The organism is Actinopolymorpha alba DSM 45243 (assembly GCF_000373925.1).
Lineage (GTDB): Bacteria > Actinomycetota > Actinomycetes > Propionibacteriales > Actinopolymorphaceae > Actinopolymorpha > Actinopolymorpha alba.
In genome coordinates, this window is record NZ_KB892745.1 from 18517 (window position 1) to 42517 (window position 24001).

Annotated in this window: 25 protein-coding genes; 22 read left to right on the forward strand and 3 right to left on the reverse strand. The window is 69.0% G+C overall.

The genetic code is table 11. From position 1 onward, the window contains the following. Window positions 1-162 precede the first annotated feature (162 nt). The 4 genes from rho (at window position 163) to prmC (ending at window position 4544) form a co-directional block, all read left to right on the forward strand. A complete protein-coding gene (gene rho, locus B141_RS0110955) occupies window positions 163-2172 on the forward strand; it encodes a transcription termination factor Rho (RefSeq protein WP_020575207.1) in 2010 nt (669 codons plus the stop codon). A 123-nt stretch (window positions 2173-2295) separates the two neighbouring features. Further along, on the forward strand, window positions 2296-2520 hold the full coding sequence (rpmE, locus tag B141_RS0110960) for a 50S ribosomal protein L31 (RefSeq protein ID WP_020575208.1): 225 nt from the start codon (window positions 2296-2298) through the stop codon (window positions 2518-2520). Between the two features lie 96 nt (window positions 2521-2616). Then, a complete protein-coding gene (prfA, locus tag B141_RS0110965; RefSeq protein WP_026257105.1) occupies window positions 2617-3702 on the forward strand; it encodes a peptide chain release factor 1 in 1086 nt (361 codons plus the stop codon). Next, window positions 3699-4544: a peptide chain release factor N(5)-glutamine methyltransferase gene (gene prmC, locus B141_RS0110970; protein WP_020575210.1), complete on the forward strand. Its 846-nt coding sequence runs from the start codon at window positions 3699-3701 to the stop codon at window positions 4542-4544. Before prfA ends, prmC begins: the two co-directional genes overlap by 4 nt. Window positions 4545-4548: 4 nt before the next feature. Here prmC and B141_RS49180 read toward each other — a convergent pair whose 3' ends face one another. Next, on the reverse strand, window positions 4549-5169 hold the full coding sequence (locus tag B141_RS49180) for a DUF1707 SHOCT-like domain-containing protein (RefSeq protein ID WP_020575211.1): 621 nt from the start codon (window positions 5167-5169) through the stop codon (window positions 4549-4551). Between the two features lie 54 nt (window positions 5170-5223). Here B141_RS49180 and B141_RS0110980 point away from each other — a divergent pair, with 54 nt between their 5' ends. The 15 genes from B141_RS0110980 (at window position 5224) to B141_RS40055 (ending at window position 17033) form a co-directional block, all read left to right on the forward strand. Further along, window positions 5224-5865, forward strand: coding sequence for an L-threonylcarbamoyladenylate synthase (locus B141_RS0110980; RefSeq protein ID WP_020575212.1), 642 nt, complete (start codon window positions 5224-5226; stop codon window positions 5863-5865). 85 nt (window positions 5866-5950) lie between these two features. Continuing rightward, window positions 5951-6565 carry an arsenate reductase/protein-tyrosine-phosphatase family protein gene (locus tag B141_RS0110985; protein ID WP_026257106.1) on the forward strand — a complete coding sequence of 205 codons (615 nt, stop codon included), beginning with the start codon at window positions 5951-5953 and terminating at the stop codon, window positions 6563-6565. Between the two features lie 165 nt (window positions 6566-6730). Beyond that, the gene (locus B141_RS0110990; protein WP_026257107.1) at window positions 6731-7852 is read left to right on the forward strand and encodes an MraY family glycosyltransferase; all 1122 of its coding nucleotides are present in this window, start codon (window positions 6731-6733) and stop codon (window positions 7850-7852) included. A 243-nt stretch (window positions 7853-8095) separates the two neighbouring features. After that, complete coding sequence (locus B141_RS40050; protein WP_020575215.1) at window positions 8096-8545, forward strand: Cg1360 family ATP-synthase-associated protein; 450 nt, start codon at window positions 8096-8098, stop codon at window positions 8543-8545. Between the two features lie 108 nt (window positions 8546-8653). After that, window positions 8654-8872: an AtpZ/AtpI family protein gene (locus B141_RS0111000; RefSeq protein ID WP_020575216.1), complete on the forward strand. Its 219-nt coding sequence runs from the start codon at window positions 8654-8656 to the stop codon at window positions 8870-8872. Between the two features lie 58 nt (window positions 8873-8930). Continuing rightward, entirely contained in the window at window positions 8931-9719 is a 789-nt protein-coding gene (gene atpB, locus B141_RS0111005; protein WP_020575217.1) for a F0F1 ATP synthase subunit A, read from the forward strand. A 33-nt stretch (window positions 9720-9752) separates the two neighbouring features. After that, a complete protein-coding gene (gene atpE, locus B141_RS0111010) occupies window positions 9753-9965 on the forward strand; it encodes an ATP synthase F0 subunit C (protein WP_020575218.1) in 213 nt (70 codons plus the stop codon). A gap of 30 nt (window positions 9966-9995) precedes the next feature. Further along, on the forward strand, window positions 9996-10538 hold the full coding sequence (locus tag B141_RS0111015) for a F0F1 ATP synthase subunit B (RefSeq protein ID WP_020575219.1): 543 nt from the start codon (window positions 9996-9998) through the stop codon (window positions 10536-10538). Continuing rightward, a complete protein-coding gene (locus B141_RS0111020; RefSeq protein WP_020575220.1) occupies window positions 10535-11356 on the forward strand; it encodes a F0F1 ATP synthase subunit delta in 822 nt (273 codons plus the stop codon). The genes B141_RS0111015 and B141_RS0111020 overlap by 4 nt, the downstream gene beginning before the upstream one ends. Before the next feature lie 45 nt (window positions 11357-11401). Continuing rightward, window positions 11402-13045 (forward strand): F0F1 ATP synthase subunit alpha, encoded by a 1644-nt coding sequence (atpA, locus tag B141_RS0111025; RefSeq protein WP_020575221.1) that lies wholly within the window; start codon window positions 11402-11404, stop codon window positions 13043-13045. 5 nt (window positions 13046-13050) lie between these two features. Beyond that, window positions 13051-13962 (forward strand): F0F1 ATP synthase subunit gamma, encoded by a 912-nt coding sequence (locus B141_RS0111030; protein ID WP_020575222.1) that lies wholly within the window; start codon window positions 13051-13053, stop codon window positions 13960-13962. A gap of 5 nt (window positions 13963-13967) precedes the next feature. Next, a complete protein-coding gene (gene atpD, locus B141_RS0111035) occupies window positions 13968-15425 on the forward strand; it encodes a F0F1 ATP synthase subunit beta (protein ID WP_020575223.1) in 1458 nt (485 codons plus the stop codon). A gap of 183 nt (window positions 15426-15608) precedes the next feature. Continuing rightward, on the forward strand, window positions 15609-16001 hold the full coding sequence (locus B141_RS0111040; protein ID WP_020575224.1) for a F0F1 ATP synthase subunit epsilon: 393 nt from the start codon (window positions 15609-15611) through the stop codon (window positions 15999-16001). A gap of 187 nt (window positions 16002-16188) precedes the next feature. Then, window positions 16189-16626 (forward strand): DUF2550 domain-containing protein, encoded by a 438-nt coding sequence (locus B141_RS0111045; RefSeq protein WP_020575225.1) that lies wholly within the window; start codon window positions 16189-16191, stop codon window positions 16624-16626. Between the two features lie 158 nt (window positions 16627-16784). Continuing rightward, a complete protein-coding gene (locus tag B141_RS40055; protein ID WP_020575226.1) occupies window positions 16785-17033 on the forward strand; it encodes a hypothetical protein in 249 nt (82 codons plus the stop codon). A 1018-nt stretch (window positions 17034-18051) separates the two neighbouring features. On the opposite strand, the gene B141_RS0111055 is transcribed toward B141_RS40055, so the two are convergent. After that, window positions 18052-18639 carry a cob(I)yrinic acid a,c-diamide adenosyltransferase gene (locus B141_RS0111055; RefSeq protein ID WP_020575227.1) on the reverse strand — a complete coding sequence of 196 codons (588 nt, stop codon included), beginning with the start codon at window positions 18637-18639 and terminating at the stop codon, window positions 18052-18054. 94 nt (window positions 18640-18733) lie between these two features. On the opposite strand from B141_RS0111055, the gene murA (B141_RS0111060) reads away from it, so the two are divergent. After that, the gene (murA, locus tag B141_RS0111060) at window positions 18734-20005 is read left to right on the forward strand and encodes a UDP-N-acetylglucosamine 1-carboxyvinyltransferase (RefSeq protein ID WP_020575228.1); all 1272 of its coding nucleotides are present in this window, start codon (window positions 18734-18736) and stop codon (window positions 20003-20005) included. Between the two features lie 28 nt (window positions 20006-20033). On the opposite strand, the gene murA (B141_RS0111065) is transcribed toward murA (B141_RS0111060), so the two are convergent. Then, window positions 20034-21362, reverse strand: a complete 1329-nt coding sequence (gene murA, locus B141_RS0111065; RefSeq protein WP_020575229.1) for a UDP-N-acetylglucosamine 1-carboxyvinyltransferase — start codon at window positions 21360-21362, stop codon at window positions 20034-20036. A 120-nt stretch (window positions 21363-21482) separates the two neighbouring features. On the opposite strand from murA (B141_RS0111065), the gene B141_RS0111070 reads away from it, so the two are divergent. Further along, complete coding sequence (locus tag B141_RS0111070) at window positions 21483-22352, forward strand: 3-hydroxyacyl-CoA dehydrogenase family protein (RefSeq protein ID WP_020575230.1); 870 nt, start codon at window positions 21483-21485, stop codon at window positions 22350-22352. 47 nt (window positions 22353-22399) lie between these two features. Next, on the forward strand, window positions 22400-23977 hold the full coding sequence (locus tag B141_RS0111075; protein ID WP_020575231.1) for a Na+/H+ antiporter: 1578 nt from the start codon (window positions 22400-22402) through the stop codon (window positions 23975-23977). The last annotated feature ends 24 nt before the right edge of the window (window positions 23978-24001 follow it).

A 24001-nucleotide genomic window follows, 5' to 3' on the forward strand; every position in this document is an offset into this window, starting at 1 on the left:
AACGACCATGAACGACACAGGCGGTGGACCCGGATTCGCCGAGATACGAATAGCCCGTGCCTTTTGCGCACGACTCCAACAGGGAGGACCCGGCAATTAGCCGGCATCGACAGGTCGGCACGCGATCGATACGGCCGACACCACGCGTGGGAAGGACCTCACGTGACCGAAACCACTGATCTCACCACCCCGAAGGCCTCCGACGCCAGTGCCAACGGCACCGCGTCTGACAACGGTGCGCCGGCGCGTGCCCGGCGTCGTGCGAGCGGCCTCACGGGCATGGTGCTCGCCGAGCTGCAGCAGGTTGCGCAGGGCCTGGGCATCACCGGGACCGCGCGGATGCGCAAAAGCCAGCTGATCGACGCCATCAAGGCGGCGCAGTCTGGTGGCACGTCGGCTCCGGCGGCCGCGGCAGAGGGCGCGTCTTCCCGTCCGGCCGCGAAGCGGGGGAGCCGTTCCCAGGCTCGCCCGGAGCAGACTCAGATCGAGATCGCCAGCAGCGCCGAGCCGGCTGGTGCTGACACCTCGACCGTGCCGTCCGCGCGGGCTCGCGACGGGGGGGCCGAGGCCCGGACCGAGACGCCGCGCCGAGGCCGCGCCCCGCGCCAGGCCGCCTCTGAGCGCACGCCGTCGCCCGTGGCGGGGGATGGCCGCGACGGTGGTGCTGACGCCGCGAGCGAGGCGCCGGGTGACCGGACCCGCGAGCGCGAGTCCGGCCGCGACAACCGCGAGAGTCGCGACTCCGGCCGCGAGGACGGCGGTCGTTCGGGTGGCCGTGACAGCCGCGACAGCCGTGACGGCGGTGGCCGTGGCAACCGCGAGCACGGCAACCAGCGCGACAACCGCGACCGCGACAACCGTGACCGGGACGACGATGAGGACGCCGGCGGCCGCCGTCGCCGTCGTCGTTCGCGCGACCGCTTCCGCGACCGCGACAGCCGCGACAGCCGCGACCGGGACCGTGGCGAACGCCGCGGTGGGCGTGACCGGTTCGACGCCGAGCCCCAGCTCGGTGAGGACGACGTTCTCGTTCCGGTCGCCGGCATCCTCGATGTCCTCGACAACTACGCGTTCGTCCGTACCAGCGGCTTCCTGCCCGGCCCCAACGACGTCTACGTCTCCCTCGCGGTCGTCAAGAAGTACGGCCTGCGCAAGGGTGACGCGATCAGCGGCGCGATCCGGCAGCCCCGCGAAGGCGAGCGCCGGGAGAAGTTCAACCCGCTGGTCCGCGTCGACACGGTCAACGGCGCCGACCCGGAGCTGTCCAAGCAGCGTCCGGAGTTCGGCAAGCTGACCCCGCTCTACCCGCAGGAGCGGCTGCGCCTCGAGACCGACCCGACCAACCCGACCACCCGGATCATGGACCTGGTCACGCCGATCGGTAAGGGCCAGCGTGGTCTGATCGTCTCGCCGCCGAAGGCCGGTAAGACCCTTATCCTGCAGGCGATCGCCAACGCGATCACCCAGAACAACCCCGAGGCCCACCTCATGGTCGTGCTCGTCGACGAGCGGCCTGAGGAGGTCACCGACATGCAGCGCACGGTCAAGGGCGAGGTCATCGCCTCGACGTTCGACCGGCCCGCTGACGACCACACGACCGTCGCCGAGCTCGCGATCGAGCGGGCCAAGCGCCTGGTCGAGTTCGGTCACGACGTGGTGGTGCTGCTCGACTCGATCACCCGGCTCGGTCGCGCCTACAACATCGCGGCCCCGGCCAGCGGCCGGATCCTGTCCGGTGGTGTCGACTCCAGCGCGCTCTACCCGCCGAAGCGGTTCTTCGGTGCGGCCCGCAACATCGAGAACGGCGGCTCGCTCACGATCCTCGCGACCGCCCTCATCGAGACCGGCTCGAAGATGGACGAGGTGATCTTCGAGGAGTTCAAGGGCACGGGCAACATGGAGTTGCGCCTGCGGCGGGAGTTCGCCGACAAGCGGATCTTCCCCGCGATCGACGTCGACCAGTCCAGCACCAGGCGCGAAGAGCTGCTCATGGGCAAGGAGGAGCTCGGCATCGTCTGGAAGCTGCGCCGGGTGCTCTCCGGGCTCGACGGTCAGCAGGCTCTGGAGCTGCTGCTCGAACGCCTCAAGAAGACCCGCAGCAACGTCGAGTTCCTCATGCAGATCAACAAGACGATGCCTGGCGCCCAGTCGTCGTCCGGCGACGAGGACTGACGGAATTCTCACCGGCCCAGGCCGGTTGAGAGTGCACGTGCCCCAGATGGCACACTAATTCGCCGGCTCCGGTTCACGCCCGCTGCCGCGGACGACCCGGCGCCATGAGAGCGGAGGACAGCAGTGAAGCCCGACATCCACCCCGAGTACGTCGAGACCACGGTGACCTGTACGTGTGGCAACACCTTCACCACGCGTAGCACCGCCACCAACGGCACGATCCACGCCGATGTGTGCTCGAACTGCCACCCCTTCTACACCGGCAAGCAGAAGATTCTGGACACCGGTGGTCGTGTGGCGCGGTTCGAGAAGCGGTACGCCCAGGCCCAGGGCACCAAGAAAAAGTAGCGACCTCTCAGCGCCGGCCGGTGGGACCCTTGGTGGGTTCTGCCTGGCCGGCGCTGTTTGTGTCGTACGAGCCCATCTGTTCCGAAGGAGGCCGTGGTGTTCGAAGCCGTCGAGACGTTGCTCGCCGAGCACGCCGAGCTCGAACGGCGGCTCGCCGACCCGGCGATCCACGCCGACCAGGCGACTGCCCGCCGGGTGGGCCGGCGCTATGCGGAGCTCCAGCGGGTTGTCGCCGCACACGGCGCCTGGCACAAGGCCAGCGAGGACCTCACCGCGGCGCGTGAGCTGGCCGATGAGGATCCGGCGTTCGCCGAGGAAGCCGAGCGGCTGGCGGAGGAGCAGGCCCAGCTCGAGGAGCGGCTGCGGCTGTTGTTGCTGCCGCGGGATCCGAACGAGGACAAGAACGTCCTGCTCGAGGTGAAGGCCGGCGAAGGCGGCGAGGAGTCGGCGTTGTTCGCCGGTGACCTGCTACGGATGTATCTCCGCTACGCCGAGCGCCGGGGATGGAAGACTGAGACCCTCGACGTCGCGGAGTCCGACCTCGGCGGCATCAAGAGCGTGACCGTTGCCCTGAAGGGCAAGGGCGCGGCTGCCGAATCCGACGAGACGCCGTACGCCCGGTTGAAGTTCGAGGGTGGCGTCCACCGGGTGCAGCGCGTCCCCGTCACCGAGTCGCAGGGACGGATCCACACCTCGGCGGCGGGAGTGCTCGTGCTGCCCGAGGCGGAGGACGTCGACGTCGAGCTGGAGGAGAAGGACCTGCGCATCGACGTGTTCCGCTCCTCCGGTCCGGGTGGGCAGAGCGTCAACACGACCGACTCCGCCGTCCGCATCACCCACCTCCCGACCGGCATCGTGGTCTCGTGTCAAAACGAGAAAAGCCAACTACAGAACAAAGAACAGGCGCTGCGGATCCTGCGTTCGCGGCTGCTCGCGATCGCGCAGGAGCAGGCCGACAAGGAGGTCGCGGCGGCCCGGCGCAGCCAGGTCCGCACCGTCGACCGGTCAGAACGCGTTCGTACGTACAACTTCCCCCAGAACCGCATCACCGACCACCGCGTCGGCTACACCGCCTACAACCTCGACCAGGTGCTCGACGGCGAACTCGACGGAGTGATCGGTGCCCTGCTCGACGCCGATCAGCGCGAACGCCTTGCCGCACTGGAGAATTCGGCCGGATGATCGCGACGCGCGACCTGCTCGGCCGGGCGCGGGAACGCCTCGCGGCCGCGGGTGTCGCGTCCCCGCAGCACGATGCCGAGGCCCTGCTGTCCCATGTCGTGGGGGTTCCGCGGCTGCGGTTGCGGCTCCTCGCGGACGTCCCGGCGGAGCGGGCGCGGGAGTACGACGACCTGATCGCGCGGCGGGCGGCCCGGGAGCCGCTGCAGCACCTCACGGGTACGGCGCCGTTCCGGCATCTGGAGTTGGCAGTCGGTCCCGGCGTCTTCGTGCCGCGCCCGGAGACCGAGGTGGTGGCAGGGTGGGCGATCGACGCCCTGGCGGCGACGGGTCCCGCGCCGGTCGTCGTGGACCTGTGTACGGGCTCCGGAGCGATCGCGGCATCCATCGCCGACGAGGTGCCGGCGGCCCGCGTCCACGCCGTCGAACTCGACCCGGCCGCCCACGCCTGGGCCGAGCGCAACCTCGCGGGCAGCTCCGTGACGCTGGTCCATGGCGACGCGGCGACTGCCTTCCCAGAGCTGGACGGTCAGGTGGACCTGGTGGTCGCGAATCCGCCGTACATCCCTTTGGAGGCGTGGGAATCCGTCGAGCGGGAGGTACGCGACCACGACCCGGCGCTCGCGTTGTGGTCCGGCGACGATGGGCTCGACGCGATCCGGATGGTCGAACGCACGGCCGGCCGACTGCTGCGCCCCGGCGGACTCGTCGTGGTGGAGCACGCGGACGTGCAGGGCGAGAGCGCGCCGGCTGTGTTCGCGGCGTCGGGCGGCTGGGCGGAGGTACGCGACCACCTCGACCTCGCCGGGCGGCCGCGGTTCGCCACGGCCCGCCGCGTCGGCTGAGCGCTCAGCGGCTCTGCAGCGCGCGGCGCCACCGGAGCAGGACGTTACGGATCCAGGGTTCCCAGAAATACAGGTGGCGTACGACCACCGAGCCCATGTGGGCGCTCCCCGTGATGGTGACCTTCAAGCGTGGTGCGCCACCTGATCCGGGAGTCGTGTCGGTGCGGATGTTGACACTCCCGAAGCTGGTACGTAGCTCGCTCGCGTCGACGTGGGTGTCGGGCGGCACGATGACGACAAGCGAGCCGGCCACGGCATCGAGGGCGATCTCGACCTCGCGGGACAGCAGCGTCGCCTGCGTGAGGTCGAGCCGGGTCGTGCCGGCTTTGCCCTTGACGACCACTTTGCGGGGTACCACCCAGTTCCCGCTGCGGTTCACGGAGGACCCGACGGCGTGCAGCGTGATCTCGGGCGGCCCAGCGTGCGCGGCGGTCTCAGGCAGGTCAGCCGTCAGAGGCGCGAGCTCGCCGAACGTCTTGGCGCGGTAGGCCTCAGCCATCCGCTCCTCGAACTCCGTGAGGTCGAGCCGCCCGTCCGCGGCGGCGGCTTGGAGGTGCTCTACGACCGCCTCCCGATCGGAGTCGGAGGCCCGGTGGAGGGCGCGGTCCGGCAGATTATCGGTCACGCGGGCCAGCCTAGTGCCGATGGCATGCGCACTGGCATGGCACGATGAGCGACTGTGAGCGAGCGCTACGCGTGCCAAGACAAAGATGAGCGCACGATCGGGCTGCAGATCGCCTCGGCCGCCATCAGGCGGGCCGATCTGGTGGTAATGCCGACCGACACGGTGTACGGCGTCGCCGCCGACGCGTTTGTCCCCGAGGCGGTGGCCGACCTGCTGGCGGCGAAGGGACGGGGCCGGGCGGCGCCGCCACCGGTGCTGGTCGGATCGATCAGCACGCTCGACGGCATCGCGGCGGACATTCCGGACTACGGCCGCCAGCTGGTCGAGAAGTTCTGGCCGGGTGCGCTGACGATCATCTGCCACCAGCAGCCGAGCCTGATGTGGGACCTCGGCGAGACGGGCGGCACGGTGGCGGTGCGGATGCCCGATCACGACCTCGCACTGGAGCTACTCACCATGACGGGTCCGTTGGCGGTGAGCAGCGCGAACCTCACCGGCCAGCCGCCGGCGACCGACTGTGCCGACGCCCAGGCCCAACTGGGGGACAGCGTGGCGGTCTACCTGGACGCGGGTCCGACGCCGGGGGCGGTGCCCTCGACGATCGTCGACCTGACCGGCCCGACGCCGCGCGTGCTGCGACCGGGCGTGCTCTCGCTGGAGCGGCTCCGCACGGTGGTCCCGGACCTCACGGAGTAAGCGGAGTACGCCGCACGGACAACGACGTACCAACACCAGCGGAGTGACGTACGTCGATCACGACGATGGAGGGGCTGGACCAACGGTGGAGACCACGCTCAACACGTTCTCGATCATGTTCGTCTGCACGGGCAACATGTGCCGCTCGCCGATGGCCGAGCGGCTGGCCTGGTCGTTGCTGGCCCGGCGTCTTGGCCCCGACGTGGCCAGGTTCCGGGTCTTCAGCGCCGGCACCGGCACTCGCAACGGGCGCGCGATGACCCCGGAGGCGGCCGCGGTCACGTCGGCGTACGGCGCGGATCCCAACGGCTTTCTCTCCTCCGAGTTGACGCCCGGGCACGTCGCCGCCGCGGACCTGGTGCTCACCGCCACCCGGGCACACCGCAGCGACGTCGTGACCGTCGACCCCGTGGCGCTGCGCCGCAGCTTCACCCTGACCGAGTTCGCGCGGACCAGCAGCGCGGTCCTGGCGAGCACGCCGCCCACCGACCTGCCGTTCGACCCGGTGGAGCGGTCCCGTGCGCTCGTCGCCGCGGCGGCCAGGCGACGGGGCACCGTCCGACCAAGCCGGCCGGACGAGGACGACATTCCCGACCCCATCGGCCGGCCGATGGAGGTCTACCAGTCGACCGGCGCGGTCATCGCGCAGGCCGTCGACGCCACGATCTCCGCCCTGGTCGGCGTGGGAGTCAGGCACTAGTGTCCTGCGTCAGAAGTTCCTTGTCGCCGTCTCTGGCGTCCAGGTGGCGCCTCGCGGCGTTGTCGTCGTCGCCAATAGAACACCACTATTGGCTCCTCCTCCGCCTTGCGATCCATCCACCTGGACGCCAGTTCCAGCAACGAACTCCTGACGCAGGACACCCTCGTGCGTGAGTATCTCCTCGTCCTGCTCGTCGCGGCGGCCACGACCTACCTGTTAGGAGGTCTGGTCCGCCGCTTCGCGGCCAGAATCGGCGCGATCACCCCGATCCGGGACAGGGACGTGCATTCCGTCCCGATCCCGCGACTGGGTGGGCTGGCGGTGCTCGGCGGGGTGGTCGCGGCGTTCGTCGTGGCGACGCACCTGCCGTTCCTCGGGATGCTCCCCGAGATCAGAGGAGACGCGTGGGGTCTGCTGCTCGCGGGCCTGGTGATCGCGGTCGTCGGCGGGGTCGACGACGTGGTGGACCTCGACCCGATCACGAGGTTGGCGGGACAGGTGGTCGCGGCCGGCATCCTGGTGGTGTCCGGCGTCCAGCTGAACTGGCTGCCACTTCCCGACGGCACCACGCTGTCGTTGTCGCCGACGCAGAGCGCGATCATCTCGGCGCTGATCATCATCATGATGGCCAACGCGGTCAACTTCGTGGACGGTCTCGACGGCCTGGCGGCGGGCGTGGTGTGCCTTGGAGCGGCGGCGTTCTTCAGCTACTCCTACCTGCTGGCGTTCCAGAACTCCCTCAACCGCGCCACCACCGCGACCCTCGTGACCGCGGTCGTGACCGGGGCCTGCGTGGGATTCCTGCCACACAACTTCTTCCCGGCGCGGGTGTTCATGGGCGATTCGGGCGCCTATCTACTGGGTCTACTGCTCGCCGCCTCCACGATCAGCCTCACCGGCTGGCTGGACCCGAGCGTGATGGCCGCGGACGGGGTACGCCAGAGCCTGCTGCCGGCCCTGCTGCCGCTGGTGTTACCGATCGCGGTCATGGCGCTGCCGTTCATCGACCTGATGCTCGCGGTCGTACGCCGGACCCGTGCCGGGCGTTCGCCGTTCGACGCGGACAAGAAGCACCTGCATCACCGCCTCCACCTCGAACTCGGACATTCCCATCCGGGTGCGGTGCTCGTGATGTATCTCTGGGCGGGTCTGCTGGCCTTCGGTGTGGTGGCGATCGGGCTGTGGACGACCTGGTTGACCGTCGGTCTGGTCGGTCTCGTGGTGGTTCTCGCCATCCTGTGTACGGCGCTGGTGCCACGCCTGCGGAAGGTCGCCCGACCGCGCTGAGCGGCGAGCGGGGGCGGGGTTCGGATGGCCCACCTCGGACGCGCCTGATTCGGTTTTGACCCAACCTTGTGCTAAGTTTCACAAACCTGAGGTGGGGGTGGGCCCGGGCGGGCGAAGCCCGCGTGGGGCCGGAACCACTAACAAGAGGTGGGGGTGTGAGCGCGCATTCACAGCCGAGCGCTCGCGACCCGAGCACCAGCCATCTGAGCATTACCCACACGAGCAACAGGGACGGCCGCCGCTATGACGACCGACAGGGTGACCCCGCTGCTTCGCGGAGCGCTGGTGCCAACATTGGCCGTTGGCGGCGTTTCGATCATCGTGAGTGCGGTGGTCGCGGGTGGCCGGGGCGCCCTCGGTGCGCTGATCGGTGCGGCAACGGCCGTGATCTTCTCCGGAGTGGGGTTCCTGGCGGTCCGCGCGGTGCGGTCGACACCGCCGGCCACCCTGATGTTGGTGGCGCTCAGCAGCTACCTGCTCCGGGTGCTCTTCTTCGGCATCATCCTCGAGATCGTCGGGTCGATCGACGGCGTGGACTCGGTCATCCATCGGGGTGCGACCGCACTGACGGTCGTCGCCTGCGTGCTCGCCGGGATGGCGGGGGAGATCTGGGCATATACCCGGCTTCGTGTCCCCACCTACGACCTTGACGAGCCGGCGGCGCACCCCGTGGACCCTGGGCGGGCGTCATGAGGTCGCACGCACCGCGCAGACGCCTCGGCGCCGCGGGCCGGAGGGCATTACCTTTCCTTTACCCTGGCATAAGCCCCGCCCGAGCTGACTGCTACAGTCCGGAGCGCGATGAACCAGAACGAGCCGGCCCCTCGGCCGGCCGCCGCGGAATCCAACGCCGCTTGGGGGGCAGTTGGGTACCTCGTGTCCGGACCAGCGATCTATGGCGGGCTCGGCTGGTTACTCGACCGCTGGTTGGACGTGTCCTTCCTGCTTCCTGTTGGACTGGTTCTGGGTTCGGTGCTGGGGATGTATCTCCTGATCGCGAGATACGCCCGCAAGTCCTGAAGCCACGCCGGTCCTTGTCTTCTCGCACCCACACCAAGCCCGCCCGAGAGGAGCGCACGTGAGCACGGTGGTCGTCAGCGCCAGCGGCGGCGGCAGTTTTGTGCCGCCGGGACCTGCGTCGTTCGACCTGCCGCCGGTCATCGCCGGCGTCACCAAGCCGATGATGCTGGTCCTGCTGTCGGCGATCATCATCGTGGGCTTCCTGATGCTCACGTCGCGTCGCGCCGCGGTCGTGCCGGGCCGGTGGCAGTACGCCGGTGAGATGGCCTACGGGTTCGTCCGCAACGGCATCGCCCGGGACGTCATCGGTGGCACGGAGTATCTCAAGTTCGTGCCGTTCTTCGTCGCGATGTTCTTCTTCGTGCTCGTCAACAACCTCTTCGCGACGATCCCGGTCGTGCAGTTCCCGACGTTCTCCCATGCGGGGTACGCCTACGCACTGGCGATCATCTCCTGGATCGTCTACAACACCGTCGGGATCCGTAAGCACGGCTTCCTCGGCTACCTCAAGCACAGCACGATCCCTTCGGGGGTGCCGGTCGCGATCTACCCGCTCATCATCCCGATGGAGTTCGCGTCCAACATCATCTTCCGGCCGATCACGTTGGCGCTGCGACTCTTCGCCAACATGTTCGCGGGTCACCTGCTCATCATGCTTTTCGCGCTCGGTGCGGAGTTCCTCCTCATCGAGGCGAGTGGGCTGATCGCGAAGCCGGCCGGGGTTCTCACGTTCGCGTTCGGTATCGCGATCGCGTTCCTCGAGATCCTGGTGCAGGTCCTTCAGGCGTACGTCTTCACCTTCCTCACCGCCATGTACATCGCCGGCGCACTCGCCGAAGAACACTGAGCCGGCGGAAATAACCGAAAGGAAGAAAGAGGAATGATCGGCAACCTCAACATGCTGGGCTACGGCATCGCGACCCTCGGCCCGGGTATCGGCGTCGGTCTGGTCTTCGCGGCCTACATCAACGGTGTCGCCCGTCAGCCCGAGGCTCAGGGCAAGCTGCAGCCGATCGCGATCCTCGGGTTCGCGCTCATCGAGGCGCTGGCGATCATCGGAATCGCGCTGGCCTTCGCTATTCCGGCCCGCTAAAAGCCTTCCGCGCACGAACGGACTGTCGCCATGACACTGATCGCCGCAGAGGAACAGCTCAACCCGCTTGTTCCGCACCCTTCCGAGATGATCCTCGGCGGGGTGGTCTTCCTCATCATCCTCTTCATGGTGTGGAAGTTCGTCACACCACGGTTCGAGAAGGCGTACGCCGATCGCACCGCCGCTATCGAGGGCGGATTGAAGGAAGCCGCGGAGGCGCAGGACAAGGCCAAGGCGGCACTCGACGAATACACCCAGAAGCTGGCCGAGGCCCGGCACGAGGCCGCTCGCATCCGCGAGAAGGCGACGGAGCAGGGCGCCGCGATCATCGCGGAGTTGCGTGCCGAGGCGCAGGCCGAGGCGCGGCGCATCGTCGACCAGGCACAGACCCAGATCGAGGCCGAGCGTCAACAGGTGCTTGCCCAGCTCCGCACCGAGATCGGTGACCTGTCCATCCAGCTCGCCGACCGCATCGTCGGCGAGGTGCTGGACGATGAGGTTCGCCAGCGCCGGATCGTCGAGCGGTTCCTCGCTGAGCTTGAGGAACAGGAGCCGGTCGGAGAGGTCCGATGACCGACGTTCGTGGCGTTTCGCGCAGTTCGCTCGCCTCGCTCCGGGAGCAGATCGCCGCGCTCCCGGGCGGTTCGAGTGACCTGATCGCGCTCGGTGGCGAGTTGTTCGCCGTCACCAGCCTGCTCGACGGCCAGCCGAGTCTGCGCAGGGCGCTCACTGACCCCGCGCGGACTCCCGACGAGCGGGCTGGCCTGGTGGCGAGCCTTCTCCGCCAGCATGTCAGCCAGGCCGGGGTCGACCTGGTTTCGAGCGCGGTCAGTGCGCAGTGGTCCCGGGTGCGTGACCTCGTGGACGCCCTCGAATACCTCGGGGTGCTCACGTCGGTACGCGCGGCCGAAGAAGCCGGCAGCCTCGACGATCTCGAGGACCAGCTTTTCCGGTTCGCCCGTCTTGTCCAGGGCGATGTCGCACTTGCCCGTGCACTCACCGACCGGACCATCGCGTCGAGCCGCCGGGCCGAACTCGCCCGCACCCTGCTCCAAGGGAAGGCGGCCGAGGTGACCGTACGCTTGGTGGAGCAGGCCGTGGTGGCCCCGCGTGGACTCTCCTTCACCGAGGCGCTCGACACGTACGCCAAGGTGGCGGCGGAGTGGCGTCGCCGCCTCGTGGCCACTGTCTATACGGCCGTGGCCTTGGGCGATGCCGAACGCGCCCGGTTGGCCCAGGCGCTGCGGCGCCAGTACGGCCACGACGTACACCTGAACATCCTTGTTGATCCAGGCGTGATTGGCGGCGTCCGTGTCGAACTCGGCGACGAGGTCGTCGACGGCACGATCGCCAGCCGGCTGGACGAGGCGCGACGCCGGCTAGCCGGTTGAGCACGAACCTGAGCTGAGATTGCCGAGAGAGCTAGGACCACACAGATGTCGGAGCTGACGATTCGCCCGGAGGAGATCCGGGATGCGCTCGAGCGTTTCGTCTCGAGCTACCAGCCGGAGGCAGCTGCGCGCGAGGAGGTCGGCAGGGTCACCGACGCCGGCGACGGCATCGCGCACGTCGAAGGCCTGCCCTCGGCGATGGCCAACGAACTCCTGGAGTTCGAGGACGGCACCCTCGGGATGGCCTTGAACCTCGACGTCCGCGAGATCGGTGCCGTCATCCTGGGTGATTTCACTGGTATTGAGGAGGGGCAGACGGTCCGGCGTACCGGCCAGGTCCTCTCGGTGCCGGTCGGTGAGGGCTACCTCGGCCGCGTGGTGGACGCCATGGGCAAGCCGATCGACGGCCTGGGCCCGATCGAGGGGCTCAACGAGCGTCGGGCCCTTGAGCTACAGGCCCCCGGCGTGATGGCGCGGCAGCCCGTCAAGGAGCCCTTGCAAACCGGGATCAAGGCGATTGACACGATGATCCCGATCGGCCGGGGCCAGCGGGAGCTGCTGATCGGCGACCGCAAGACCGGCAAGACCACGGTGGCGGTCGACACGATCCTCAACCAGAAGGCCAACTGGGCAAGCGGCGACCCCACGAAGCAGGTTCGCTGCGTCTACGTCGCGATCGGCCAGAAGGGCAGCACGATCGCCGAGGTCAAGCGCACGCTCGAAGAGAACGGCGCGCTGGAGTACACCACGATCGTGGCGGCCCCCGCTTCTGACCCGGCGGGCTTCAAGTACATCGCCCCCTACACCGGCTCGTCCATCGCCCAGCACTGGATGTACGCCGGCAAGCACGTCCTCATCGTGTTCGACGACCTGTCGAAGCAGGCCGAGGCCTACCGCGCGATGTCGCTGCTGCTGCGCCGCCCACCGGGTCGTGAGGCCTACCCCGGTGACGTCTTCTACCTGCACTCCCGGCTGCTCGAGCGGTGCGCCAAGCTGTCCGACGACCTGGGCGGCGGGTCGATCACCGGCCTTCCGGTAATCGAGACCAAGGCCAACGACATCTCGGCGTACATCCCGACGAACGTCATCTCGATCACCGACGGCCAGATCTTCTTCCAGTCCGACCTGTTCAACGCCAACCAGCGGCCCGCGGTCGACGTCGGTCAGTCCGTGTCCCGGGTCGGCACCTCGGCGCAGACCAAGGCCATGCGGAAGGTCGGCGCCCAGCTCAAGCTGGAGCTCGCGCAGTTCCGCGAGATGCAGGCGTTCGCGATGTTCGCGGCCGACCTCGACGCGGCCTCCCGGCGCCAGCTGGAGCGCGGTCAGCGGCTCACCGAGCTGCTCAAGCAGCCGCAGGCCACGCCGTACCCCGTCGAGGAGCAGGTGGTCTCGATCTGGCTCGGCACCACCGGCAAGATCGACAACGTGCCGGTCGACGACGTACGCCGGTTCGAGTCCGAGTTCCTCGACTTCCTGCGCCGTGAGCGTGACGGCATCCTCGCCTCCATCCGCGAAACCCTCGACTTCTCCGACGACACCGTGAAGGCGTTGGAGGAGGCGGTGACCGACTTCAAGCAGACCTTCGAGACGTCGGAGGGCCGCCTGCTCGAGGCCGGTCGCGAGGAGTTCGAGGCGCTGGAGGAGGAGAGCGTCGAGCAGGAGAAGATCGTCCGGCAGAAGCGGGGCTGATCACGATGGCAGGCAAGATCCGGATCTACCGCCAGCGCATCCGCGCGGTGACGACGATCAAGAAGAGCACCCGCGCGATGGAGCTGGTGGCGGCATCGCGCATCCGCAAGGCGCAGGAGCGTTCGCAGGCGGCCACACCGTACGCCCGTGAACTCACCCGCGCGGTTTCCGCGCTGGCGACGTTCTCGCACGTCGACCACCCGCTCACCACCGAGCGGCCGGAGGCCAGCCGGGCGGCGGTGCTGATCATCGCCAGCGACCGTGGCCTGGCCGGTGCCTACTCCTCCAACGTCATCCGGGAGGGTGAGCGCCTCACCGAGCTGCTGCGTAGTGAGGGCAAGGAGGTGCGGCCCTACCTCTGTGGCCGCAAGGCCGCGTCCTACTACCGCTTCCGCCGGCGGGACGTCGCGGAGGAGTGGACGGGCTTCTCCGACAAGCCGGCGTACTCCGACGCCAAGGCGGTCGGCGAGACCCTCATCGAGGCGTTCCTCGCCGGCAGCGAAGGTGGCGGGGTCGACGAGATCCACATCGTCTACACCCGGTTCGTCAGCATGATGGCCCAGCGGCCGGAGGTCATCCGGTTGATGCCGCTGGAGGTTGTCGAGGGCGAGGCTCCGCCGGCGTCCGAGGAGGTGCTGCCGCTGTATGAGTTCGAACCCTCGGCGGCAGATGTTCTCGACGCGCTGCTGCCGCGTTACGTCGAGAACCGCATCTACCACTGCATGCTGCAGGCGGCGGCTAGTGAGCTCGCGGCCCGGCAGCGCGCGATGAAGTCGGCCACCGACAACGCGGAGGAGCTGATCCAGACGCTCACCCGCCAGGCCAACCAGGCCCGCCAGGCCGAGATCACCCAAGAAATCAGCGAGATCGTCGGGGGCGCGAGTGCGCTCGCCGAGGCGACCGCCGGGAGTGAGTGAGAGACATGACTGCCACGGTTACGGAGAAGACCGCCGAGGAGTCGGCGGCTGGCATCGGCCGGGTCGCGCGCGTCATCGGCACGGTCGTCGACGTCGAGTTCCCCGCCGGTGAGGTACCCGACATCTACAACGCGCTCAGGACCGAAGTGTCGATCATGGGCCAGTCCCAGGTCCTGACGCTGGAGGTCGCGCAGCACCTGGGCGACAACGTCGTCCGGGCGGTGTCGCTGCAGCCGACTGACGGCCTGGTGCGCGGCCAGGAGGTTCGCGACACCGGCAGCCCGATCAGCGTGCCGGTGGGCGAGGTCGCCAAGGGCCACGTCTGGAACGCCGTCGGCGAGTGCCTCAACCTCAAGGACGGCGAGCAGCTGGAGATCACCGAGCGGTGGCCGATCCACCGGTCGGCGCCGGCGTTCGACCAGCTCGAGGGCAAGACCGAGATGCTGGTCACCGGCATCAAGGTCATCGACCTGCTCACGCCGTACGTCCAGGGCGGCAAGATCGGCCTGTTCGGTGGTGCGGGTGTCGGCAAGACGGTGCTCATCCAGGAGATGATCATCCGGGTGGCGCGCAACTTCGGTGGCACCTCGGTGTTCGCCGGCGTCGGTGAGCGCACCCGTGAAGGTAACGACCTCATCCTGGAGTTCGAGGAGGGCAACGTCCTGGGCGACACCGCGATGGTGTTCGGCCAGATGGACGAGCCGCCGGGCACCCGTCTGCGGGTGGGCCTGGCCGGACTCACGATGGCGGAGTACTTCCGCGACGTGCAGAAGCAGGACGTGCTGCTGTTCATCGACAACATCTTCCGGTTCACCCAGGCGGGTGCGGAGGTGTCGACGCTGCTCGGCCGGATGCCGTCCGCGGTGGGTTACCAGCCGAACCTCGCCGACGAGATGGGCATCCTGCAGGAGCGGATCACGTCCACGCGTGGCCACTCCATCACGTCGATGCAGGCGGTCTACGTGCCGGCGGACGACTACACCGACCCGGCGCCGGCGACCGCGTTCACGCACTTCGACGCGACCACCGAGCTGTCCCGTAACCTCGCGGCGCAGGCGATCTACCCGGCCGTGGACCCGCTGACCTCGACGTCGCGGATCCTCGACCCGAGGTACATCGCGCAGGAGCACTACGACACCGCGATCCGCGTCAAGCAGATCCTGCAGCGCAACCAGGAGCTTCAGGACATCATCGCGATTCTCGGTATCGACGAGCTCCCCGAAGAGGACAAGATCACCGTCGCACGGGCTCGCCGCATCCAGCGGTTCCTCTCCCAGAACACCTTCGCCGCGACGCAGTTCACCGGCGTCGAGGGGTCGTTCGTTCCGCTCGCGGACACGATCGAGGCGTTCAAGAAGATCTGTGAGGGCGAGTACGACCACGTGGCGGAGCAGGCGTTCTACTCCGTCGGTGGCCTCGATGACGTCGAGCGCAAGTGGGCGGAGATCCAGAAGGAGCTCTGACCCGCACCCTGAGGTGACGTCGGCCTCCGGAGTCCCACCTACCGGAGGCCGATGACAGGTGGTTCGGTGTAGTACGTGGGGGCGAAGCCCCCGCAGGTTCGGTTTGTTGGTGGGGGTACGTGGGGGCGAAGTCCCCGCGGGTGGGTATTCTCCCGAGAACGATTCAGGCCAGGAGGGTCTACGGTGGCAGAGCCCCTGCATGTCGAGCTGGTCGCGCCCGACCGCACGGTCTGGTCCGGCGAGGCGGCGACTGTCATCGCGCGGACGACCGAGGGCGATATTGGTGTCCTGCCCGGGCATGCCCCGCTTCTCGGCCTGCTCGCGGACGGCGTGGTCGAGATCCGCGCCGCCGGTGGAGAGTGTTGGGTCGCCGCCGTTCATGGTGGGTTCCTCTCGGTCGCCAATGATCGGGTGTCAGTTCTCGCTGAGTACGCCCAGCTCGCGCATGAGATCGATCTCGAGCAGGCGCGCCATGATCTTGAGCGCGCACGGGCTGCGGGTGAGTACGACGAGGATGCGCTCGAACGCGTACGCCGCGCCGAAGCGCGCATCCGCGCCGTCGAGATGACGTCATAAGCCTCGGGTGTGGTGGGCGTGTGGCAGCGATTGATGAGACGGCGGGAGCGCCTCATAGGCAAGCCGACCATCATGCTGCCCAGCTGCCCCGGACCGGGGACGTCGTAAGAGCGCGAAGAGCGGACACGCCACGTGGGTGGGTCCGCCGACACCCATTCCGCGGCCGCCGACCCCTGGGCGGCACCGGATGATCGAGATCGTCCTGGATTCGGCGGGGATCATTCTCGCGCTCGTGGTGGTGGCGCTGGCGGGGCTGGCCATCCGCCGGCGAGTGCTCCAGCGTGGTGGCGGAACCTTCGACTGCAGCGTCCGCCTGCACAAGGGCTCGGGTGGCAAGGGCTGGGTGCTGGGGGTCGCGCGGTACTCCGGCGACAGGGTCGAGTGGTTTCGGGTCTTTTCGTTCGGTCTTCGACCCCGCCGGGTGTTCTCACGGGACAACTTCGCGGTCCGCGCTCGCCGGCACCCGCTGGCGACTGAGGCGCTCGGGTTGTACGCCGGCCATGTGGTCGTGGAATGCGTCGAGGCGGGACACGTGGTCGAGCTCGCCATGGCGGAGGACGCCCTCACCGGCTTCCTCGCCTGGCTCGAAGCCGCACCACCCGGGCGTACTCACGCACCGTTGTAGATCATCGATACCCTGACAAAAGCGAGTTCACCGCGGGCGCGGGCCTTGGGAGGCACAAGGCCCGCGCCCACGTATGTCTCTGCGCGGACCCGGGCCTGTCGTCGAGGTGTTGCCGCCGTGCCTACTCGCTCGCGCCGAAGCCGAAGCCGAAGCTGTAGATGTCGAGGGTGCTGGGGCCAGGGGCAGTCCGCGAACTCGAAGGGCTGACGGCTGCTGGCAGCAGGACTTCACCCGAGAAGAGGGGAAGCGGCAGCGGGATCTCCGTCGGCAGCGGAAGCGGCAACGGCAACGGCAACGGCGGCAGCGGAATGCCGGGGCCGCGGGACGACGTGGGAGTCGGTGTGGGGGCCGGCGGCCGGCGGGTGGTCGGCGAGCTCGTCGGCACCGGCGCCGGCGCGGACGTCTGAGTGGACGTGGGACGCGGCCCAGGGTCACCGGAGGTGGGCCCCGGCTTGGGCCGGCGCGGCTCGGTCGTCGGCCCGCCTGTCGGGTAGGGGACGGGAGCTGGATCCGACGTGGAGCTGGTGGGACGCGGGCCCGGGCCCGGCCGGCCGTCGGGGCCGTCGTCGGGCGGAAGCGTCACGGGCGGGCGCCGGGGCGTCTGTCCCGTGGGAGTGGTGTCGCCCGGCGCCGGCTGCGTGCTGTCGGTGTCTGTGTCGACGTCGGGGGCGGACGCCGGCTCGTCGCTCCCGGCATCGGAAGGTGATGCGCGGTCGCTACCCAACGCGACGCGGTATCCCTCGGGGAACCACGAGCCGTGGCCGTTGTCGGAGCCACCGAGGCTCGCCCACGAGCTCGAGGCGAGTGCCAGTGGCAGGAGAACGACGAGTTGGCGGACCCAGCGACTCGTCTTGGACGGTGCGGGTCGAGCGGCCCGGTGCCGGCGCCGAACGCGGTTAGCCCCAGGTGTGTCAGCAGCGCGCCGTCCCGGCCCGGCCTCGGGAGCAGGCCCTGAGACCGTGGCTCGTCGCTGGCCGACGTAGTGGCCATGGCCTCGAGAATCGTCCGCGGCTGCCCACTGTCCCGGCGCGTTGGAGAGCACTTCGGTGTGCCAGGGTGCCGGGCGGGCATGCGCTCCAGCCTGCTGGTCGGGCTGCTGATCTGGCCGCGGCTGGGCCGAGTGTCGGGGGCGCCAGGCCTCTTGCTCAGATGCGGAGTGCTGGGTCCGACCAGGACGCCTGCCGTCCATTCCTCACCTTTCGGCTGGCTCTTCGTTGAGCGTTGACCTACGGCACGATGCTTTGGATGCCCGCGGTGCGCAGCCCCCCGGCCACAGCTCGCCCCCGGCGCAAGTGAACAACCTAGCGGTCGAATACCTCCTCATGCGAGGTGCTTCAACGAGAAAGTGTTGCTCTGTCCCGATTTATCGGCTACGGTCCGCTCTGGCATCGTCACGAAACCGGCAATAGCCGTCGATAAGTGCAGTCAGTCCGTGTCGACTGGCCCGCCTGGCTGCCACAACACATCGCCCTGTGGGCCGTTCGCCAGCCGGGCAAGGATGAACACCAGATCCGACAGCCGGTTGAGGTACTTCACCGCTTCGGCGTTGATGGCCGTCCCATGGAGTTCGACAGCGGCCCACGCCGAGCGCTCCGCGCGGCGTACGACGGTGCGGGCGACGTGCAGCAGGGCCGCCTCGGCCGTCCCGCCCGGAAGTACGAAGGACCGCAGGGGTTCCAGTCGTTCGTTGAACTCGTCGCACCAGGCCTCCAGGCGTTCGACGTACGCCGGGGTGATCCGCAGCGGCGGAACCTTTGGTACGACATCGGGGTCGACCGGGTTGCCCAGGTCAGCGCCCACGTCGAAGAGGTCGTTCTGGATCCGGCGAAGCACGGCGACAACCTCGTCCGTGGGCCTGGCCAGCGCCACCACCATCCCGAGCGCGGCGTTGGCCTCGTCGACATCGGCGTACGCCTGGAGCCGGGCGTCGGTCTTGGGCACCTGGCTGTTGTCGACGAGCCGGGTGGTACCCGCGTCGCCCGTGCGGGTGTAGATGCGCGTGAGCTTGACCATGAGGGCAGCCTAGGCGCTGTCCGGAGGAGCGAGCGCACCGACGAATCTACGGGTGTCCCAGCGGCGCCCGCGGCCCGGCTCGTAGCATGCGCGGGTGGAACGGTTACGAATCCAGGGCAGGTCCCACCTCGTCGGCGAGGTGACGGTGTCCGGCGCCAAGAACAGCGCTCTGAAACTCATGGCGGCGGCCCTTCTCGCACAGGGCACTACGGTCCTGCACGAAGTGCCAGACATTCTTGACGTCCGCTATATGGGCGAGTTGCTCCAGCGACTGGGCTGCCGGCTCGACGCCGACGGCGGGACGCTGCGCATCGACGTACCCTCGTCGATCGAGTACGAAGCGGACTATGACCTCGTGCGCCGGCTGCGGGCATCCATCACGGTGCTCGGTCCGCTCGTCGCGCGGTGCGGCCGCGCCAAGGTGGCGCTCCCCGGCGGCGACAGCATCGGCTCGCGCGGTGTGGGGATGCATGTCGCGGGCCTGGCCCGGATGGGTGCTGACATCCGCGTCGAGCACGGCTTCGTCGTGGCGGAGGCATCCGGTGGCCTGCACGGCAGCACGATCCTCCTCGACTTCCCGAGTGTGGGCGCGACCGAGAACCTCCTGCTTGCCGCGACCCTCGCCAAGGGCACGACCGTGATCGACAACGCCGCCCGCGAGCCCGAGATCGTCGACATCGCCGAGATGCTGTCGCGGATGGGCGCCAAGATCGGCGGCATCGGCACGTCCCTCCTGGAGATCGAGGGCGTGGAAGCGCTGGCGCCTGTCGAGCACACCGTCATACCCGACCGGATGGTGGCGGGCACCTGGGCAATCGGGGCCGCGATCGCGGGTGGGCGGGTGGCCATACGGAACGCCCGCGCCGACCACCTCGAGATCGTGCTCGACAAACTGACCCGGGCGGGCGCGTCGATCCAGCCGGCCGCGACGGGGTTCGAGGTGCGGATGGAACGCCGCCCGCAGGCCGTCGACATCGTGACGCTGCCGTATCCGGGGTTCCCGACCGACCTGCAGCCGATGATGGTGACCCTCGCGGCTGTCAGTGAGGGCACCGCGATGGTGACGGAGAACCTCTTCGACGGGCGCTTCCGCTTCGTCCAGGAGCTGGCCCGGCTCGGTGCGGACGTACGCACCGACGGGCACCACGCGGTCATCCGCGGCATGCCGCTCCTGTCCGGGGCTCCGGTGGACGCGACTGACATCAGAGCCGGTGCGGCGCTGGTGCTGGCCGCGCTGGCGGCGGAGGGTGAAACCGTGGTGTCCGGAGTGCATCACCTTGATCGGGGTTACCCCGACCTCGTGGGGGTGCTCCACCGCCTGGGTGCGCAGGTCATGCGCGAGCCGGACGCGGAGTTCCGGAGGTAGCCGCCGCCAGCGCGGCCAGCTGAGCTCGTCAGGCCGACTCGTCGAGGTCGACCTGGGCGCCGAGTCCCTCGAGCTTGGGCAGGAAGTTCTCGTAGCCGCGCTGGAAGATGCCGATGCCGCGCAGCGTCGACCGGCCCTGCGCGGCCAGCGCCGCGATCATGTACGAGAAGCCGCCCCGAAGGTCGGGGATGGTGAGGTCGGCGCCGTGCAGCGACGACGGTCCGGAGATCACCGCCGAGTGGGAGAAGTTCCGCCGCCCGAACCTGCACGGGGTCGCGCCCAGACACTCGCTGTAGACCTGGATGTGGGCGCCGAGGCGGACGAGTGCGTCGGTGTAGCCGAGGCGGTTCTCGTACACCGTCTCGTGCACTATGGACAGGCCGGTCGCCTGGGTCAGCGCGACGACGAGCGGCTGCTGCCAGTCGGTCATGAAGCCCGGATGGACGTCGGTCTCGAGGGCCAGGGCGTTGAGCTTGCCGCCCGGGTGCCAGAACCTGATGCCGTCCGAGGTCACCTGGAACTCCCCGCCGACCCGGCGGTAGACGTTGAGGAACGTCATGAGGTCGACCTGGCGGGCGTTCCTGAGGAACACCTCGCCGCCGGTGGCGAGCGCCGCGCAGGCCCAGGAGGCGGTCTCCATCCGGTCGGGTAGGGCCTCGTGGATGTAGCCGCCCATCCGCTCGACGCCGGTGATCCGGATGATCCGGTCGGTGTCGAGGCTGATGATCGCGCCCATCTTCTGGAGGACGCAGATGAGGTCGATGATCTCCGGCTCCACCGCGGCGTTGCGTAGCTCGGTGACGCCTTCGGCGCGGACGGCGGTGAGCAGCACCTGTTCCGTCGTGCCGACGCTGGGGTACGGGAGCTCGATCTTGGTCCCGGTCAGGCCTTTTGGTGCGCTGATGTGCAGCCCCTCGGGCCGCTTCTCGACCACGGCGCCGAACTGCCGGAGCGCGTCGAGGTGGAAGTTGATCGGGCGGTCGCCGATCTTGCAGCCCCCGAGGTCGGGGATGAAGGCGTGCCCGAGCCGGTGCAGGAGCGGGCCACACAGCAGGATCGGGATGCGGCTCGCGCCGGCGTGCACCTCGATGTCAGGAACCGCGGCCTGTTCGACGCGGGACGGGTCGAGGATGAGCGAGTCCGGGGTCTCTCCGTCACGGACGGTGACGCCGTGGAGTTCGAGCAGATTGCTCACGATCCCGACGTCCCGGATGCGCGGGACGTTGGACAGGATCGAGGGTTGGTCGCCCAGCACGGCGGCCACCATGGCTTTCGGTACGAGGTTCTTGGCTCCTCGGACGGCGATCTCGCCGACGAGTGGTGTGCCCCCCGACACAACCAAGGTGTCCACGGTCATGCGTATATCCCTCCCAGAGCATGCGGCGTATGGCCCCAGTGCGCGTGGCCTACGACTCGAATTCGCATGCGAAGCACGACATACCGTAATGGCCACCCGGAGTTCTCGTAGGGTGCCCCCATGGCGGAACTCACTCCTCGCACGCTCGCGGTCGTCGGCGCCGGTTTGATGGGCGCAGGGATCGCCCAGGTCGCGGCGACGGCCGGGTGGCAGGTCACGATGCGCGACGTCACCGACGAGGCACTCAAGCGCGGGCTCGACGGCATCCGGAAGTCGCTCGGCAAGTTTGTGGAGAAGGGCCGGCTCTCGGCGCAGGAGGCCGAGGCGGCGGTCGCAAGGATCCGTACGACCACTGACCTCGAGGCGGCGGCCGCGGACGCGTCGTTCGTGGTCGAGGCGGTCTTCGAACGGATCGAGGTCAAGCACGAGGTGTTCCGGGAGCTTGACCGGTTCTGCCGCGACGACGCCGTCCTCGCGACCAACACCTCGGCCATCCCGATCACCAAGATCGCCTCGGTGACGGCGCGACCGGAGTCCGTCGTGGGCACCCACTTCTTCTCGCCGGTGCCGATGATGGCGCTGTGCGAGCTGGTGCGGGGCCACCGGACGAGCGACGAGACCCTCGCGCGGGCACGGGAGTTCGCCGAGTCGGTCGGCAAGACCTGCGTGGTGGTCAACCGCGACGTGGCGGGATTCGTGACCACGCGGCTGATCTCGGCCCTGGTGGTGGAGGCCGTCCGCCTGGTCGAGAGCGGCGTCGCCTCCCCGGAGGACATCGACATCGCCTGCAAGCTCGGCTTCGGCCACGCGATGGGGCCATTGGCCACGACCGACCTCACCGGCGTCGACGTCCTCCGGCACGCGACGGCGAACATCTGGGAGGAGACGGCCGACCCGAAGTTCTTCCCACCGGAGCTGCTGACCCGGATGGTCGAGGCGGGCGAGTTGGGCCGTAAGTCGGGCCGCGGGTTCTATTCGTACGACGGCTGACGGCCCGCGGGGGGAGTGCGCGCCTGGCGCCGCATTAGGCTCGGCGCGTGAGCGCGACTCTCCTCGACGGGGTGCTGTTGCTGGCCATCGTCGGCGCGGTCTCGGGCCTTGCCCGCCGGGTGGGTCTGCTCGCCCCGATCCTGCTGGTGATGGTCGGCATCATCATGTCGTACCTCCCGTTTGTCCCGGCATTTCACCTCGAGCCGGAACTCGTGCTGGGCGGCATCCTTCCGCTGCTGCTCTACGCCGCGGCGATCCAGACCTCGGTGCCGGCGTTCCGGCGCAACCTCCGCCCGATCGGGCTCCTGGCGTTCGGTCACGTCCTCTTCATCACGCTGGTGGTGGGGCTGGCCGTCCACGCTCTGGTGCCGGGGATCCCGCTCGCGGCGGCGTTCGCGCTCGGCGCCATCGTGTCGCCGCCGGACGCGGTGGCGGCGACGTCGATCGCGCGGCGGATCGGGCTTCCGCGCAAGACCGTGACGATCCTCGAGGGCGAGAGCCTGGTCAACGACGCCACGGCGTTGGTGACGCTGCGGGTGGCGGTGGCGGCCACTGTCGGTGCCGCTCTCAGCTGGGATGCCGCGCTGCGTGAGCTTGCCATCGCCGCGATCGGAGGCGTGCTCATCGGTTGGGTGGTCGGGTGGCTGGCCGCCTGGCTCCACCGGCGTACCGACGACGCCCTGATCGACAACACGGTGTCGATCCTCACGCCGTTCCTCGCCTTCGTGCCGGCGGAGCGGTTCGGCGCCTCCGGGGTGGTGGCGGTCGTGGTGTGCGGTATGTACGTTGGCCACCGCCGCCCGCTGCTGATGGGGCCGGCGTCGCGGCTGCAGATGGACGCGTTCTGGAGGGTGACGCAGTTCCTGCTCGAAGGGTTCGTGTTCCTGCTCGTCGGGCTCCAGATGCGCGGGATCGTCGACCGGCTGTCGTACGCCTGGCCGATGGTGCTCGTGGTCTCCGCCGCGGTCGTGGGCGTGGTCGTGGTGGGTCGCTTCGTCTGGGTCTTTCCGGGTGTCTACCTTCCCCGGCTGCTGCCGCGGGTGCGTGCCCGGGAACCACAGCCGTCTCCGGCGAACGTCGCGGTGGTCTCCTGGGCGGGTATGCGGGGTGTCGTGTCCCTGGCGGCGGCGTTCAGCCTCCCGTTCACCTTCCCGGGCCGGGACCTGCTGGTCTGGGTGACATTCGTCGTCATCCTCGTGACGTTGGTGGGGCAGGGCTTCACCCTGCCCTGGTTCGCCCGCTGGTTGCGGGTGTCGCGCGACGACCCGCAGGCCGACGCGCTCGCGGAGGCGGAGGTACGCCAGGCCGCGTTCCGCGCGGCGCAGCGCCGGCTGGAGGAGGAGGCCGCGAAGGTCGGTGCGCCGAGCTACGTCGTCGAGCGCCTGAACGCCCTTGCGGAAAACCGCGCGAACGAAGCGTGGGAACGCCTGGGCAACCCCGACCGGGAGCCCCCTTCCGAGGCGTTCCGCCGGCTGCGGCTTGCCATGCTGGAGGCCGAGCGCCAGGAGTTCATCGACGCTCGCGACCGGGGAATACTGCCTGACGAGGTGCGCAACCGGGTCGAACTCGAACAGGATCTCGAGGAAATGATGCTGTCGCGCCGGCGCCGGAGGGACGACGAATGACGGGGAGAGAACTCACGAAGGGGA